The sequence below is a fragment of the Caenispirillum salinarum genome (assembly GCF_044803115.1).
GTDB classification, from domain to species: domain Bacteria; phylum Pseudomonadota; class Alphaproteobacteria; order Rhodospirillales; family Rhodospirillaceae; genus Caenispirillum; species Caenispirillum salinarum_A.
In genome coordinates, this window is the sequence record NZ_CP085224.1 from 4,773,864 (window position 1) to 4,789,873 (window position 16,010).

Genomic DNA, 16,010 nt, shown 5'->3' on the forward strand with positions numbered 1-16,010 from the left:
TGAACGGGGTTGGGAACGGGCCGGACGGCGCGGCGGCGGCTCCTGAACCAGAAGCCGCCGCCGGTCTTGCGTCCGCGTGGCGCGCAGTATGCCGTTACTCGGCGGTGCTGTCGCCCTCGGTCTTGCCGGTGGGGCCGTAGATCTCGACCTCGGTGCCCTCGCGCAGGGCCTGGACCTTCTCGGCCACCACCTTCTGGGCAAGCTGCTGGCGCAACTGGCCTTCCACCTGCTCCAGCGGCGGCGCCTCGGCGGTGCGGCGGTCTTCGACCTTGATGACGTGCCAGCCGAACTGGGTCTGCACCGGGCTCTCGCTCACGGCACCCGGCTCCATGGCGAAGGCGGCGGCGGCGAAGGGCTCGACCATGTCGCCCTTCTTGAACCACCCCAGTTCACCGCCCTTGGGACCCGACGGGCCGGTGGATTCCTGTTTCGCCAGTTCGGCGAAGTCGGCACCGCCTTCCAGCTTGTCGATAAGCTCCTGCGCCTTCTCCTCGGTCTCGACAAGAATGTGGCGGGCATTCACCTCGGGCTCTTCCGGGGTCTGCTGCTTGAACTGCTCGTAGGCTTCCTGAATGCGCGCGTCCGTCAGTTCGTCATCGATCATCTGCTCCAGGTAGACCTGCTGGACGATGCGGCTCTTGGCCTCGTCCAGGCGCTTCTGGACTTCTTCGCTGTCGGCGAGGCCGGCATCGCGGCCCGCCTGGGTCAGCAGCATGCTGTCGATGGCGCGCTCCACCAGCGGCTGAAAGACCGCCTCCATGGGCATCATGGCGACCTGCGGCACCTGCTCGGCCATGCTCTGCTTGATGGACTGCAGTTCCGAGCGGCGGATTTCCTGGTCGCCGACGCGGGCCACGACCGGGTCCTCGTCCTGGGCGAAGGACGGCGCCGGCGCGGCGATGACGGCCGGCAGGGCGACGGCGGTGGCGAACAGGGCGGCGCGCAGGGACTTGAATACCATGGACGGGCTCCTTCGGGGCCTTGGGTGATAAAGTGGCTTTCGTTTATGCAACGCCGGAGGCGGCGCAAGGCGGCACAAAGACCGCCACAGCTTTCCGGCGAAATTAAGGGTGGACAGATCACCACATCGGACGCCCGCCCGCAAGGTCCGCCCCGGCATGGGCCGCCGCATCCCGCCCGCGTTGACACAGAAGCGGGGCCGCTCTATGTGTTTCACCGTCCGGAAAGGCGTCCGCCTCTCTTCTACAGTCTACGTCCGAGGTAACCATCCCCATGATCGGCGCCATCGCCCGGCGGATCTTCGGCACCGCGAACGACCGCATCGTCAAGTCTCTGCGCAAGACCGTCGACCAGATCAACGCGCTCGAAGCCGACTTCGAACAGCTCTCCGACGACGCCCTGCGTGGCAAGACCGCCGAGTTCCGTGAGAAGCTGGCCGGCGGCGCCACACTGGACGATATTCTGCCCGAAGCCTTCGCCGTGGTGCGCGAGGGCGCCAAGCGCAGCCTCGGCATGCGCCACTTCGACGTGCAGCTCATCGGCGGCATCGTCATGCACCAGGGCCGCATCGCCGAGATGAAGACCGGCGAGGGCAAGACCCTTGTCGCGACTCTGCCGGTCTACCTCAACGCCCTGTCCGGCGAGGGCGTGCACGTGGTGACGGTGAACGACTACCTGGCCCGCCGCGACGCCAACTGGATGGGCCAGGTCTACCGCTTCCTGGGCCTGAGCGTTGACTGCATCGTCCACGAGATGTCGGACGCCGAGCGCCGCGCGGCCTATGCCTGCGACGTCACCTACGGCACCAACAACGAGCTGGGCTTCGACTACCTGCGCGACAACATGAAGTTCCGCCTGGAGGACATGGTCCAGCGGCCCTTCAATTTCGCCATCGTGGACGAGGTCGACTCGATTCTCATCGACGAGGCGCGCACCCCGCTCATCATCTCCGGTCCGGCGGAAGACGGTTCGGCCATGTACACGGCCGTCAACGCGCTGATCCCGAGCCTCACGGAAGAGGACTACGAGAAGGACGAGAAAGCCCGCGCCATCACCTTCACCGAGCAGGGCACTGAGCACATGGAGCAGTTGCTCCGCGAGGCCGGGCTGCTGGAAGAAGGCGGGCTGTTCGACATCGACAACGTCAGCCTCCTGCACCACGCCAACCAGGCGCTGAAGGCGCACATGATGTTCACGCGCGACGTGGACTATGTGGTCAAGGACGGCAAGATCGTCATCATTGACGAATTCACCGGCCGCATGATGGAAGGCCGCCGCTACTCCGAGGGCCTGCACCAGGCGCTGGAAGCCAAGGAAGGCGTGACCATCCAGGCCGAGAACCAGACGCTGGCCTCCATCACGTTCCAGAACTTCTTCCGCCTGTATCCCAAGCTGGCCGGCATGACCGGCACGGCCATGACCGAAGCCGGCGAGTTCGCCGAGATTTACAAGCTGGAAGTGGTGGAAATTCCCACCAACAAGCCGTTTGTTCGCGACGACCAGGACGACGAGGTCTACCGCACCGCGCGCGAGAAGTACGACGCCATCGTGGAACTGATCGCCGAGGCCAACGCGCGCCAGCAGCCGGTGCTCGTGGGCACGACCTCCATCGAGAAGTCGGAATACCTGGCCGATCTTCTGCGCCGGACGAAAAAGATCAAGCCCAACGTCCTGAACGCCCGTTTCCACGACCAGGAAGCCCAGATTGTCGGCGACGCCGGCATTCCGGGTGCGGTGACCATCGCCACCAACATGGCCGGCCGCGGCACCGACATCCAGCTGGGCGGCAACCTTGAACTGCGTGTCTGGCGCGAGTGCGAGGGACTCGAGCCCCACACGCCCGAGTACGACGCCAAGGTCGAGGCCATAAAGGCCGACATCGAGCACAAGAAGAACACCGCGCTGGACGCCGGCGGGCTGTTCGTCATCGGCACGGAACGCCACGAAAGCCGCCGCATCGACAACCAGTTGCGCGGCCGCTCCGGCCGTCAGGGCGATCCCGGCGCCTCGCGCTTCTTCCTGTCGCTGGAAGACGACCTGATGCGCGTCTTCGGGTCCGAGCGCATGGAAGGCATGCTCCAGCGCCTGGGCCTGGAGGAAGGCGAGGCCATCGTCCACCCGTGGATCAACAAGGCGCTGGAAAAGGCCCAGGGCAAGGTGGAAGCGCGGAACTTCGAGATCCGCAAGAACCTGCTCAAGTTCGACGACGTGATGAACGACCAGCGCAAGGTCATCTACGAACAGCGCCGCGAGTTGATGCAGGCGGAAGACATCCACCAGGACGTCGTCGACATGCGCCACGAGGTCATCGAGGAGATGGTCCACCGCGCCATCCCGCCCAAGGCCATGCCCGAGCAGTGGGACGCCAAGCTGCTGCACGAGGAAACCCTGCGGGTGCTGGCCATCGACGCGCCCATCACCGCGTGGTTCGACGAGGAAGGCATCGCCGAGGAAGAAGTGCGCGAGCGCCTGACCAAGGCCTCCGACGAGCGCATGGCCGCCAAGGCCGCCAACTACGGCCCGGACATCTGGCGCATGGTGGAAAAGTCCATCCTGCTGCAGATCTTGGACACGGTCTGGAAGGAGCACCTGCTGGGGCTCGACCACCTGCGCCAGGGCATTTCCTTGCGGGCCTATGCCCAGCGCGACCCGCTGAACGAATACAAGGCGGAAGCCTTCGAGATGTTCCAGAAAATGCTGGTTCATCTGCGCGAGCGCGTCACCACCACCCTGTCGCATGTGGAACTGCAGACCGAGCGCAAGCCCGAGCAGATCCGCCCGCAGGAGCGCGAGGCGCCCATGCAGGCCGAACACGCCGAGCCGCAGCAGGCCGTCGGCGGCGGCGGCGTGCCGGGTGTGCCGCGCAGCCATCCGGCCATGCAGTCGGGCGACCGCGACCCCAAGAACCCCGAGACCTGGGGCCGCGTGGCCCGCAACGAGCCCTGCCCCTGCGGCTCGGGCAAGAAGTTCAAGCACTGCCACGGCGCCCTCGCCTGAGGCCGCGCCGGCGCGCATGTCCCGCCCTCGGTTGAAAGGATGCGCCATTGGGCGTATCCTTGATCCGAATCATGGGGAGAGAGTCGCACCATGTCGATCGACAGCCTGAACATGGTCAACCGGGCCGAGGAGCGCGGCGAACTGATCCGCCAGCAGGTCCAGGGCCAGTTGGCGACCAAGATGGTCAAGGCCGCCACCCAGTCGGCGCTGGCGCAGGTTGAGGCGGTGGCCGAATCCGTCGCCCAGACCCGCGCCCTGATGGACGCCGCGCAGGGCCGCGGCACGCAGGTGAACACCACCGCCTGACGCCGCGCGCGGTGCTCCGGCGGCGCCATTTTCCTTTACCGGAAGGACGTTTGAGCCATGGCCGGACCCGGCCGCGTCGGAGGAAGCCCCGCCAGTCGGGCGCCCGTTTCGGGTGCCCGCGACCGTCGCCGCGCGTCCTCCTCCGCCTTCTGGGACTCCATCGAGGAGCGCGAGTCGCCCGACGACCGGCCGCGCCACCGCAATCATGTGCGCATCGACGGCGTCACCTTCGACCGCGACGCTCCGCGCGGAACGTACCTCAACATCGTGGTGTGATGCCCACGCGAAATGCGGGGCCTTGGCCATGCACACTCGTCGGGCGCCGGCCGGCGCACCCGCGCCGCCATCGGTGATTACACCACCGTTTGCCGCGGCGGCTCGGCGGTCACCACACGATCCCGGCCTTTGGTCTTGGCCGCATAAAGCGCATCGTCGGCGCGCTTCAAAATCCCTTCCAGAGTTTCGCCCGTCCCGGCATCCGTCGTGGCGAGGCCCACGCTGACGGTCATGGACAAGACAATGCCTTCGTAGGGAACGTGCGTCTCCGCCACCGCCAGGCGAATCCGTTCCGCCACAACCGCCGCGCCCGCGTGGTCGGTTTCGGGCAGCATGGCCGCGAATTCCTCGCCGCCCAGCCGTCCCAGCCCATCGGTTTCGCGCAGTTCGCCCGCAATGGCCGTCACCAGCGCCTTGAGCACGGCGTCGCCGGCCTCGTGGCCGTGGGTGTCGTTGATCGCCTTGAAGTGGTCGGCGTCGATCATGGCGATAGAAAACGGCCGCCCGTGGCGCCGCGCCAGGGCGTGGGCCTCGGTCGCGCGCTCCATGAAGGCGCGGCGGTTCAGCGCTCCGGTCAGCCCGTCCGTCGTCGCCAGTTCCACAAGCTTGGCCTCCGCCCGCTTGCGGCGGGAGATGTCGCGGATGATGAAGACCATGCTGCCGGCCTCGGCATCGCCGGCCAGTTCGCCCGCCCAGCACTCGGCCGGGAACAGGCGCCCGTCGGCGTGGCGCGCCACGGCGTCCTCGGGCCGGTCGGGATCGTAGTCCGGCACCAGGTCGCCGAACCGCAGCCGGGCCACCTGCCAGTCGGAATAGCCGAACACGCGCATGGCCGCCGGGTTGAATTCCAGGATGTTGTCGTCCTGGTCGGTGACGATGACGGCGTCGTGGGCGGCATCCATGAAGGCACGGCTGCGGGCCTCGCTGTGCTGGAGGTCCAGCGTGCGCTCCACCACCCGGGCCTCCAGTTCCTCGTTCAGGCGGGCCAGGGCAGCGCGGCTTTCGAGAAGGGCCTCCACTGCGCGCCGGCGGCGCGTGGTCTGCCGGTAGACCATGGCGAACAGCAGCACGAGCAACGCATTGCCCATCCCCCCGATCATGAGGTAGGCGCCGGTCATGTCGTCATGGGTCGCCAGGACATCGGGCCGCCCGACGCTCACCAGCGTCACCGTGCCCCATTGCGGGTCGTGTTCGTAGGACACCAGCCGCTCCCGCTGGTCCAGCGGGGAAACCGTGGCGAAGGACCCTTCCGGCGCGGCGGGAAGGTAGCGGGTGAACAGCGGCGCCTGTGAAGCGTCGCGCCCCACATAGTCGTCGTTGAACGGCTCGCGCGCCAGCACGATGCCGTCCTCGCGCAGCAGAACCGCGGTGCCATTCGCCGGGCCGGCGGCGGGAAGGACACGCAGCAGGTCCACCGGCTTGACGGCGGCCGCCACCACGCCGGCAAAGAAACCGGCTTCGGTGTAAATGCCCCGCGCCACGGGAATGACCGACTGCCCCGTCGTCCGCGACGTGATGGGGCGCCCGACGAACAGGCCGCGCTCGGGCCGACGGTCGGCGAAGGCGCGGAAGTAGTCCCGGTCGGACACGTTGATGACGGGCGGCACGGCCATGCCGGAATGGCCGATGATCTCGCCGGCCGACGACACGACGATCATTTCGCGCGTGATTTCCTGGTCGGCGGCGCGGGACGCGACGAACAACTGGTCTTCCTGCCTCAGCCGCTGCGGCAGGTCGAGCACGCGAAGGTAGTCCTCGACGCTGCGCAGAACCTGCGACACCTCGCCCAGCGCGCCGGAGACGCGGGCGTCGGCCACGGCGACACGGGCGCGCGTCAACTCGAAGGCGTTCTCCACGGCTTCGGCGCGGCCGTCCCGGTCCAGAACCCACAAGCCCAGGGACAACGTAGCGCAGGCAGCCAGCGCCAAGGCGCTCCAGGCGATTGCGCGTCCCTTCATGCGTCTCCCAGACCTTCCTTCATGAAACTGCCAAAACCTTAAGGGCTGCGACCTTAACAAAGCCTCTCACCCTTGCCGACCTTTGTCGAAGGTCACCCCTTGCGGCCCTCGGGGCCGCGGTGGCCCCGGTTCATGAGAACCATCACCTTTTCTTCCAACTGCTCGGGCGGGAAGGGTTTGGCGATATAGGCCGTCACGTCGTGGGCCATGGCCTCCTCCACCGCCGGTTGCGTGGCGAGCGCCGTCACCATCAGGAACGGCAGCTTTGGATGGGTGCTGCGCACCTGCTTCAATAGATCGATGCCCGACATGCGCGGCATCATCCAGTCCGAGATGACGAGGTCGAAGGCATCGTCCTGCTCGGCGAACAGGTCGAGGGCCTCGTGCCCGTCTTCGGCGCTGGTGATTTGCGAAACGCCCATGTCGCTCAACACCATCCGGATGTAGCTGGCCGAGGCCTCCTCGTCCTCCACCACCATCACGCGCATCCGGGTTACGTCGACGAAGGGCACGCCGGCCGCGCGCATCTTCTCGCCCAGCAGCGCAAGGCGCTTGGCGCCCTCTGCACTGTCGCTGGCGCCGGCAAGGAACTCGCGGATGACGGTGGGGCGCTGCGCATAGCGGGTCAGGTGCGCCCGCGCCCGCTTGACGCATTCGCCCTCGGTGAAGGCTCCCTCGGCGCAGAGGTCCAGCGTCTCCAGCACCTTCTGCGGCGGCGGCTTGTCCTTCTCGAAGGGCGCGAAGACCTGATTGGTGCGGATGAAAGTCAGCTGCACCTGGTCCAGCATGGTCGCCCAGTTCACCCGCTCCTCGGCGGGGAACAGGGACGCCTTCACCCGGCGCTGCACGTCGGCCACCGACCGCAGCTTGCGCAGGCGCGTCTTGGAACTGTCGAGCAGCCGGCCGGCGAAGTCGCGGTCCTCCAGAAAGCTGCGCAGGTACTCCTCGACGATCTTCCGGGCGTAGGCGCCGAAGACCATCTTCTGCATGTCGAACAGGGTCTCAACCTTCTCCAGAACCGTCTTGCCCGCCAGCATGTCCTGCAGGGCCCCGGTGGAGACGATGCGGGCGACCCGCTTCTCGATGGCGTCCGCCGTGGCGTGGCCGCCCAAAAAGACATGTCCGCCCGGTTTCAGCGCCTGCGCAAGGCGGCTGATGAGCTGAAGCTCCGCCAGCAGCTGGCCGCCGCCATAGGCGTCGCCGGCCATCGACGGCAGCAGGCGGTCGCGGCGCGACAGCTCATGGTGCAGGGCCGCCATGAGGCCGGCGCGCGCGCGCTCCATGCCCTCGTCGGCCAGCACCGCGCGCAGGCGCAGCACCTGATCGATCCGGGTGCGCTCCGGCGGCGCCTTTCCGCCCGGCGGGTCGGGCTCCAGCAGGGGCGTCTCGGGCGCCAGGACGCCCGCCATCACCAGAAGGTCCTCCAGCACCATGTTGATGGGATCGACGCGCTCGCAGATGTCGTGAATGGCGCCACCGGCGCGCAGCACCTCGCCCAGCACCTGGTCGACGCGCGCCTTGGCCTCGGCCGACAGGCTCTCGCCCTCGCACAGGGCGAGGATGCGCTCGGTCTTCTCGCCCCAGTCGCGGCCGCCCTGGAGATACTGGGTCAGCGCGCTGTCGGCCAGGAAGGCCGCCTCCGCCTCGTCGCCCGCCGCCTGCCGCAGGGCCGCCACCTGATCGGAATACCCGCCCGGCCTGGCCTCGGGCGGCTTCTTCTCGGTGATGCGGGCGCGGGTACGCTTCTGCGCCTTGGCGGCCAGGGCCGTCAGGGTGCCGATCCGGTCCGACGGCTTGATGCCCAGCTGCTTGGCCTGGATGTCGGCGGCGCGCTGCAGGGCGCCCTGCCAGTGGCGATCCCCCTCCACATGCTTCTGCAGGGTCGGCGAGTGCAGAAGCTCCGTCGGCGTGGCGTGATGGCCCTCAAGGAATGGTGCCAGCAGGCGCCCGATCATAAGGCGCGCCGCCGGCTGGTAGAGGTCGTTCACGCTTTCGCAAAGCGGCCCGGCCTCGGCGTCGACGCCGTCCGGTGCCGCGGAAGGGGCCGTGGGCCCGCCGGCGGTCTGCGTCTGGCTGCTCATGCGTCCGTCCAATCCCTCCTGGCCCGCCGCCGCGGGTCTTTTTGCTTGGCGTAGCCCAGCCGCCGGCCGTCAGGCGTCCAGAGCGGCGCGAACGGCAGCGAGCAGGCGGTCGGGGTCGACCGGCTTGGCAAGGAAGGTCACCCCCTCCCCCAGGTCGGCCAACCGGTCCTCCGCCTCGGCGGCATACCCCGAAACAAGTACCACTTTCAGATGAGGGTAGTCCTCCCGCATCGCGCGGACCAGGTCAAGTCCGCCGAGGCCCGGCATGACCATGTCGCTGACCAGCACGTCGATGCCCTCGCCCTCGGAACGCCAGACGTCCAGCGCTTCCTCGCCGTCGGCGCAGGAGACCACCTCCATCCCATGCTCCTCCAGCACCAGCCGCAGGTACTCGCGCACGGGCGCCTCGTCCTCGGCCAGCAGGGCGGTGCCCCACAGGTCGACCACCGGCGCCGCCTCACCCGCGACGGCAGCCTCCGCCGGCGTTTCCACGGCCGGCAGGTAGAGCCGGAAGCACGCGCCCTGTCCCGGGCGCCCCTCCACCTCGACCGCGCCGCCGGCGTGCGTCGCAAGGGCATAGACCATCGCAAGGCCGAGCCCCGTGCCCTTGCCCTGGGGCTTGGTGGTGAAGAAGGGCTCGAAGATGCGGGTGGCCGTTTCGGCTTCGAGCCCGGTGCCGGTGTCGGTCACCTCCACCACCGCGAACCGCTCCCCCCGCAGCGAAGGCAGCCGGTCGCGCAACGCGCCGTCGCGGGAGGCATCCACCACGTCGATGGCGATGTCCAGCCGGCCGTCGCCGCCCCCGGCCTCGGCGATGGCGTCGCGGCCGTTGATCGCCAGGTTCACCACCGCCTGGGTAAACCGGGCCGGATCGACCTCCACCCGCGCGGCATCCACCCTTGGCACGATGGACAGGTCCACCGTCTCGCCCAGGACGGGCCGCAGGAAGCTTTTCAGTTCGCGCACCGTGTCCACCACGTCGATCACCACGGCCTGCTCGGCACCGCGCTGGCGGCTGAAGTCCAGAAGCTGCGCGGTCAGCGTCGCGGCCCGGTCCGACGCCTTGACCACCTCCGCCAGGCACGACTCGACGCGCGCCGTCTCGGCCACCTGCCGCTGGGCCATGCGGGCGAAGCCGCCGATGGCTGTCAGCATGTTGTTGAACTCGTGCGCGATGCCGCCGGCCAGTTGCCCCACCGCGTCCAGCTTCTGTGCCTGCTGGAGCGCCAGTTCGGCCGAACGCCGGTCGGTGATGTCGGCCAGCACCACCAGCGTCGCATCGCCGCCTTCCTGCGCCAGCGGATAGCGCCCCACCAGCAGATGCCGCTCCGCCCGGCCGCCGCCGCGCAAGGTCCGCTCCTCCATGGCTTCGATGCCGGCCCCCGCCCCCTCTTCCACCGGCGGCGGCGGTTCATTCCCGAGAAGGTCCGCCAGCGACCGGCCGAGCGGCGAATCGTCGCACAGGATGGCGCGGGCGGCGGCGTTGGCAAAGCGCACCCTGTCACCGCGCGTCATGAGGATGCCGTAGGGCGCCCGCTCCACCAGATGGCGGTAGCGCGCCTCGCTGTCGCGCAAGGCGGCCAGGGCGCGCTGGCGGTCCAGTTCGGCGGCGGCGCGGGCGGCGAAAATGTCCAGCAGGGCCCGCCCGCCCGCGCGGGGCTCGATCGGTGTTGCGTGCACGGCGGCCACAAGCCCCATGGGATGGCCGGAGCCGCCGCGGATCACCCGCACGAGCGTGCCGCCGGCCTCCAGGTCCCGCGCCATGGCGCAGTCCTCCAGCCGCTCCGCCATCGTCCCGGACAGCAAGTCGCCGCCCCCGTCGCGGGAGGCCGGGCGGAACAGACCGTGGAAGGCGGTCTCCACCAGCGGCCGCGACGCCACCTCCACCGGGCGGCCGTCGCGCACCGCCGCCACGGGCACCAGCCGATCGCCCTCCAGCGCGGCGATCAGGGCGCCGTCCACGTCCAGGGCGCGCGCCAGACTGTCGGCGAGGTCGGGGAAGAAGTCCTCCGCCCCGTCGCCCCCGCGCCGGTGCGATACGCCCGTGGCCAGTTCCGTCAGCACCGCCTCGTGCCGGCGGTGCTCGGTCACGTCGGTCACCGTGGCCACGCTGCCGCCGGTGGGCATGGGCGTGACGAGAACTTCCAGCCGCCGCTCCCCCACGGTGATCTCGCAGGCCTCGGCGGCGGCATCCAGCGGCACCAGGGGTTCCGCACCAAGGATGTCGGACAAGGCACGCCCCTTCAGCGCATCGGGATCGGCGGCCGTCAGGCGCGGGAAGACCGTGTTCCAGGTCACGCACCGGCGGGCATCATCGAACACGGCGACGCCCTGGGTGATGCTTTCCAGTGTGGTCTGGAGCAGCGCCGTCGATTCGGCCAGGTCCTGCTCGTGGCGCTTCAGTTCCGAGATGTCCATGAGCACCTTGACCACGCCGCCCGAGCCCGTGGCGTGCTCGCTGATCCGGTACCACCGGCCGTCGGACAGGCGGACATCGGCCGGCGCCCGCGATTCCAGGTGGCGCCGGAGGCGGCGCTCCACCCAGGTTTCCAGCGGTCCGTCGTCGTCGGGATCGCGGGCGCCGCGGCGGGCGGCCTCGCGCAGCAGGGCGTCGAAGGTGATGCCGGGCTCCAGAATGTCCGCCAGCATCGGATAGGCGCTGCGGTAGCGCTCGTTGCAGTGGATCAGACGGCCGTCCTGCCCGAACAGAACGAAGCCTTCCGACACCGACTCCACGGCGTCCAGCATGTGGGCCTGAAGGTCGGCGCTCTGCTCCACGCGCACGCGGGCGGCACCGATCTCGGCGGCGGCGGCGGCCAGGGCGCGCTCCGCCTTCCGGGCACGCCGCACCAGGGCCAGCACCGCCCCGACCGCTGCGGCGGCCGGGCCGGCAACCGCCGGCCACGCCAGTCCCGCCACCGCCGACGTGCTGGCGGCAGCGCAGGCGGCAGCCAGGATCAGCGCCGGCGCAAGCAGGCCCCGGGCACGCAGGTCCAGGCCCGGCACGCCCGCCGGGGCGGCCATGGGGTCTGTGTCTCGCATCTGTCTTGGTCCCTCCGTCCGGCACGACGGGCCGGTGTCGACAGGGTGCCGCGCAGGCGCGGTGGGAGCAAGACTTTCGGGGTAGACAAGGCGCCGGTCGCGCCGGCGGTGGACGTCAGCGGGGGCCGGCGGGCTGCGGCTGGGTGCGGGCCAGGTCTTCCAGGATGCGCATTTTTTCCAGGTCGCCCAGCAGGGTCTCCACGGCGCGGTCCAGCGCGTCGGCGATCTCGGCCGCCACGTCCGCAGCCCCGCCGGTGCGCAGGCGGTGGAGGTCGCCCAGGATGGCCTCGTCATTCTGTCGCAGCGCCTGGACCAGGGCATGCAACTCGCCGTGATCCAGGACCGAAGGCCCCTCCTCGCCGCCAAGCGGCACGCGGCCGTCTGCATCGGCGCAGGAGCGCGGGTCGGAGCCGGACGCCCGCGCGCCGCCCCACGGCAAGGGGACGGCGCCGCCCTCGGCCATCGGGATCGGAGCCTCTACGGGCGTGACGCCGACGACGGTGCCGAGAACATCGCCCAGGTCGTGCCGGGCGGCCGCCAGATGCTTGAACTGGAGGCGCAGCCCGGGGTCGCCCACCACGCGCGCGGCACCCTGATAGTGGTGTGCCGCCTGACGGCAGGATTCGACCAGAGAGACAAAACCGTCGGGGAGCGACGCGATCATCAGGCGGGGTCCTCGCGGGAATGGGCCATCATGGACAACCATGTCGCACCCGTAGTTGTTCCACGCCGCAGGCCGGCACAGCGGCGCCGGTCGCCTCCGCGTGGACCATTACTATACCCGGAAAACCTCCTGTAAGCGCAAGCTGCCCAGTGGAACTATCCGATCGGTTACCGCCGGCCGCGAATCAAGTGGGCGATCAGCGATACGACCAGCAGCGCCAGGAAGATGAAGAACAGGATTTGCGCGATACCGGCCGACGCAGAGGCAATCCCGCCAAACCCGAAGACCGCCGCGATGATGGCGACAATGAAGAAGATCAGGGCCCAGTAGAGCATGTCGTCCTCCTTTTGGAGCGGGCTGCTGCCCTTGTTCTGGTTGATGGGGCGTTCGCCGTTCCGGGCCGCCGGGCCACGCCGCACGACCGGCGACAGGGGCGCAATGTCTGAGCACTGACCCGCCGCCGGCCGTGGCGGGACCTTAGTCGCGGTCCATGATCTTGCCGAGCAGCAGGCCGATGCCGAACGCGACCAGGACGCTGGTCATGGGGCGTTCCTCTATGGTGGCCTGGGCCTGTTCCAGCCCGGCGCGGGCACGCGCCTGGTATTCCTCGGCGGTCGCCTGAGCCCGGTGCTGGTAGTCGTCGGCAGTGGCACGGGCGCGCTCGGCGTAGGACCGGCCACGCGCGGTCGAGACGTCCTTCAGGCTTTCCGTCAGGGCCGCGAAATCCTTGCGCAGGGCGTCCATGTCAGCCTTCAGGCGGTCGACGTCGGACTCTGCGCGGGCGCGCGCCGTTCCTTCCGTGGCGCTCTGGGACGCGGCGGGTTGATTGGCCTCGGCCATGAATGTCCTCCTTCATGCGGTGGGTTGCCGGAAACCGGAAAATCCGTCTCGCCTTTCAACGCAGTGGACACCTCATCCGCTGCAACCTCCACCGCACGAGGCATGCATCACTTCGTCGCTTGACGCGCAGCCGTCCGCCTTCGGACCATGCCCGGCTCACGAACAGGAACAAGAACGGGAGGATCGGCATGAACCTGAGACTGGACGGCAAGGTGGCGCTGGTGACCGGCGCGTCGGGCGGCCTGGGCCGGCATTTCGCCGGCGTCCTGGCGGCGGCGGGCGCGACCGTGGTGCTCGCCGCACGCCGCACCGAGAAACTGGCCGAGGCGGTGGAGGAGATCGGTCCCGGCCGCGCCCACGCCGTGCCGCTGGACGTCACCGACCCGACGTCGGTCACCGCCGCGTTCGAAGCCGCCGAGGCGGCCGCGGGCGCGGTGGTGGACGTACTGGTGAACAACGCCGGCCTGGCGAAGACGGCGCCGGCACTGGAAACGTCGCCGCAGGACTGGAAGACGGTGCTGGACACCAACCTCACCGGCGCCTTCCACGTCGCGACAGAGGCCGCCGCCCGCATGAAGGCGGCCGGGCGCGGCGGGTCCATCGTCAACATCGCCTCCATCGTCGGGCTGCGGCCGGCGGGTGCGGTGGCATCCTACGCCGCCAGCAAGGCCGGCCTGATCCACCTGACCAAGGCCCTCGCGCTGGAATTGGCGCGGGACGGCGTGCGGGTGAACGCCCTGGCGCCCGGCTACATCGAGACCGACATCAATGCCGAATTCTTCGCCACCGACGTTGGGCAGAAGCTCATAAAGCGCATCCCGCAGCGCCGCCTGGGCCGCATGAGCGACCTGGACGCGCCATTGCTGATGCTGTGCTCGGACGCCAGCGCCTTCATGACGGGCGCCACCGTTCCGGTGGACGGCGGCCACCTGGTCTCGTCACTGTAGGGCCCGACGGGCGGCGGCCTCCGCTACTCGCGGCACTCGCGGACGGAGACGCACTTGCCGCCGTTCGGTCCATCCTCGGTGCACTGGACCACCCAGACGCAGCCATCCCCATCGGGATCGGTGTCGGCGGGGATACCCGCCGCGGGACGGGCCGGCGCAGCGGGAGCTGCCGGTTCGGATGGCGGCGCGGGCGTGGGCGCGGGCTCGGTCACCGGCGGGACCGGCCGAGCCGGAACCGCCGGTTCCGCGGTCACGGCCGCATCAGGCTTGGCGACCGGCCGGGGCGGCGCGGCGGCACCTGCATCGGCCGCGGCGGCGGGCTCCGCCGCAGCGGCCGGCTCTGGGGCGGCTTCCGGCGCGGCGGCGGCTTCAGGTTCGGGTTTGGGCTCGGGCTCAGGGGCCGGCGGAGCCTCGTCGACCACCGGCTCAGCCGCAGGTCCTTCGGGCGCGGCGGCAGCCGGATCGGGATCGGCGGCCGTCGGGTCAGCCGGTTCCGGCGCCACTTCTTCGGCGGGCAGTTGGCTTGGTGTGGGATCGGCAGCCGACTTGTTCACGCCTGCCGCCTCCGGTGGGGCGGCAGGCGCCGGCTCGGCCGGCGACGGCGCGGTGACAGCAGGCGGGGCGTCCTCCGCAGGCGCCTCGGCCGGATCGGCGGCCTCGGTCGCAAGGGCCGGCGCGGGGTCGGCGGGCGCGGCCGTGCCGGTCGGACCTGCGGCTTCCGGCGCGGCCGGCTCCGGCGCCGACGGCGCGGTGTCGGCCAGCGGAGCGGGCGCGGCGTCCACGACCGGTGCATCATCGGCGGTGCCCGGCGCCTCGAGCACCGGCGGCTCCATCGCGGGCGCCACCGCATCCAGCGTCGGCGCCGGCACGGTATCGGGCTCGGGCTCGGGCTCGGCGGGTGCGGCAGCGGCTGGGGCGCGGAGGGCGGCCGGCGGACGCTCCGGCAGCGGAACGGACGGCGCCGGAGACTCCTGCGCCACGGGGGACTGTGGCACCGGTGCGGGATCATCGCTGCCCGCCGCGGCCGGCATTCCGGCCGCGGGTGTCTCCGGAGCGGGCGCCGGGTCGGCGGGCGCGGCCGGCAGCGGCGCGGCCGCGTCGGCACCGGTGGACGGGGCAGGCGTCGGCGCGGGCGCGGGCTGCTCCGGGACAGGCGCAGCGGCCGGGGCCTGCGGGACCGCACCGCCTCCGGCCGATCCCGCCGCTTCGGGCTCCGGTGCCGGCGCGACCACGCGGGCCACCCAGGCACGACCGTCGGACACGGCGGCCTCCACCCACTGGCGGCCGATGGGATCGCTCAGCAGCGCGGCGGCGGCCACGCCCAGCAGCATGGCGGACAGGAAGGTACCGCCCCACAGCAGGCCGCGGCGCGGCGGCGGCCGCTTGGCCGGCGGCGGCGGCGGCGCCACCGACACCATCCGAGCACGCGGCGGGGGAGGCGCCGACGGCACCCGCCGCACCTGGGAGGCGGCGGCCGCGCCCAGTGTTTCCGCCCGCGCGCGGCCGCCGCCCACTTCGAACATGGCTTCCGGCACGGGTGGCAGGACGGCCATGCGGGGGCTGCCCTCCTCCACCGGGTGCATGCGGCATTCGACGTCGCTGTCGGGATCGATGGTCAGGGCCTCGTACTCGACCTCGCCCCGGAAGATGCCGCCGCGCAGGAAGTTGACGGCGCGCGCCTTGATGGTCCCCGCCACCGTGCCGGCCGAGGCGACGCGGCCGGCGCCGACCCGCGCGTTCAGACGCCCCTGCGGCCCCACCACAAGGTCGGCGACGGCGACGTCGCCCTTCACCGCCCCCTCGATCTCAAGGGTTCCGGGGGAGTGGACGGTCCCGATCACCGTCAGGTCGGGCGCGAAGAAGGATGCCTGCTTGACTGCCATGGCCGCGCTGATTTCCACATGGATTCAGGCGAGTATACCGCTTTCGGCCGTGGATG

At 70.3% G+C, this 16,010-nt stretch carries 12 protein-coding genes; 4 read left to right on the plus strand and 8 right to left on the minus strand.

Annotated elements, in window-relative coordinates; genetic code table 11:
* Positions 1–94: 94 nt before the first annotated feature.
* On the minus strand, positions 95–961 hold the full coding sequence (locus tag LG334_RS22140; protein ID WP_404381567.1) for a peptidylprolyl isomerase: 867 nt from the start codon (positions 959–961) through the stop codon (positions 95–97).
* 272 nt (positions 962–1,233) lie between these two features.
* On the opposite strand from LG334_RS22140, the gene secA reads away from it, so the two are divergent.
* The 3 genes from secA to LG334_RS22155 all read left to right on the plus strand — a co-directional run bounded on the left by secA (position 1,234) and on the right by LG334_RS22155 (position 4,539).
* On the plus strand, positions 1,234–3,957 hold the full coding sequence (secA, locus tag LG334_RS22145) for a preprotein translocase subunit SecA (protein ID WP_404381569.1): 2,724 nt from the start codon (positions 1,234–1,236) through the stop codon (positions 3,955–3,957).
* Between the two features lie 90 nt (positions 3,958–4,047).
* On the plus strand, positions 4,048–4,263 hold the full coding sequence (locus tag LG334_RS22150) for a hypothetical protein (RefSeq protein WP_404381571.1): 216 nt from the start codon (positions 4,048–4,050) through the stop codon (positions 4,261–4,263).
* 57 nt (positions 4,264–4,320) lie between these two features.
* Positions 4,321–4,539 (plus strand): hypothetical protein, encoded by a 219-nt coding sequence (locus tag LG334_RS22155; RefSeq protein ID WP_404381573.1) that lies wholly within the window; start codon positions 4,321–4,323, stop codon positions 4,537–4,539.
* Positions 4,540–4,616: 77 nt separating this feature from the next.
* Here LG334_RS22155 and LG334_RS22160 read toward each other — a convergent pair whose 3' ends face one another.
* The 6 genes from LG334_RS22160 to LG334_RS22185 form a co-directional block, all read right to left on the minus strand.
* The gene (locus tag LG334_RS22160) at positions 4,617–6,497 is read right to left on the minus strand and encodes a diguanylate cyclase (protein ID WP_404381575.1); all 1,881 of its coding nucleotides are present in this window, start codon (positions 6,495–6,497) and stop codon (positions 4,617–4,619) included.
* Positions 6,498–6,589: 92 nt separating this feature from the next.
* On the minus strand, positions 6,590–8,578 hold the full coding sequence (locus LG334_RS22165) for a response regulator (protein WP_404381577.1): 1,989 nt from the start codon (positions 8,576–8,578) through the stop codon (positions 6,590–6,592).
* 69 nt (positions 8,579–8,647) lie between these two features.
* Entirely contained in the window at positions 8,648–11,620 is a 2,973-nt protein-coding gene (locus LG334_RS22170; RefSeq protein ID WP_404381579.1) for a PAS-domain containing protein, read from the minus strand.
* Between the two features lie 115 nt (positions 11,621–11,735).
* The gene (locus tag LG334_RS22175; protein ID WP_404381581.1) at positions 11,736–12,284 is read right to left on the minus strand and encodes a hypothetical protein; all 549 of its coding nucleotides are present in this window, start codon (positions 12,282–12,284) and stop codon (positions 11,736–11,738) included.
* A gap of 167 nt (positions 12,285–12,451) precedes the next feature.
* On the minus strand, positions 12,452–12,619 hold the full coding sequence (locus tag LG334_RS22180) for a DUF1328 domain-containing protein (RefSeq protein WP_404381583.1): 168 nt from the start codon (positions 12,617–12,619) through the stop codon (positions 12,452–12,454).
* A gap of 142 nt (positions 12,620–12,761) precedes the next feature.
* Complete coding sequence (locus LG334_RS22185; RefSeq protein WP_404381585.1) at positions 12,762–13,124, minus strand: YqjD family protein; 363 nt, start codon at positions 13,122–13,124, stop codon at positions 12,762–12,764.
* Between the two features lie 188 nt (positions 13,125–13,312).
* Between LG334_RS22185 and LG334_RS22190 the strand changes: the two genes are divergently transcribed.
* Entirely contained in the window at positions 13,313–14,071 is a 759-nt protein-coding gene (locus LG334_RS22190) for an SDR family NAD(P)-dependent oxidoreductase (protein WP_404381587.1), read from the plus strand.
* A 23-nt stretch (positions 14,072–14,094) separates the two neighbouring features.
* Here the strand turns inward: LG334_RS22190 and LG334_RS22195 are convergent, their stop codons facing one another.
* On the minus strand, positions 14,095–15,954 hold the full coding sequence (locus LG334_RS22195; RefSeq protein ID WP_404381589.1) for a polymer-forming cytoskeletal protein: 1,860 nt from the start codon (positions 15,952–15,954) through the stop codon (positions 14,095–14,097).
* Positions 15,955–16,010: the final 56 nt, after the last annotated feature.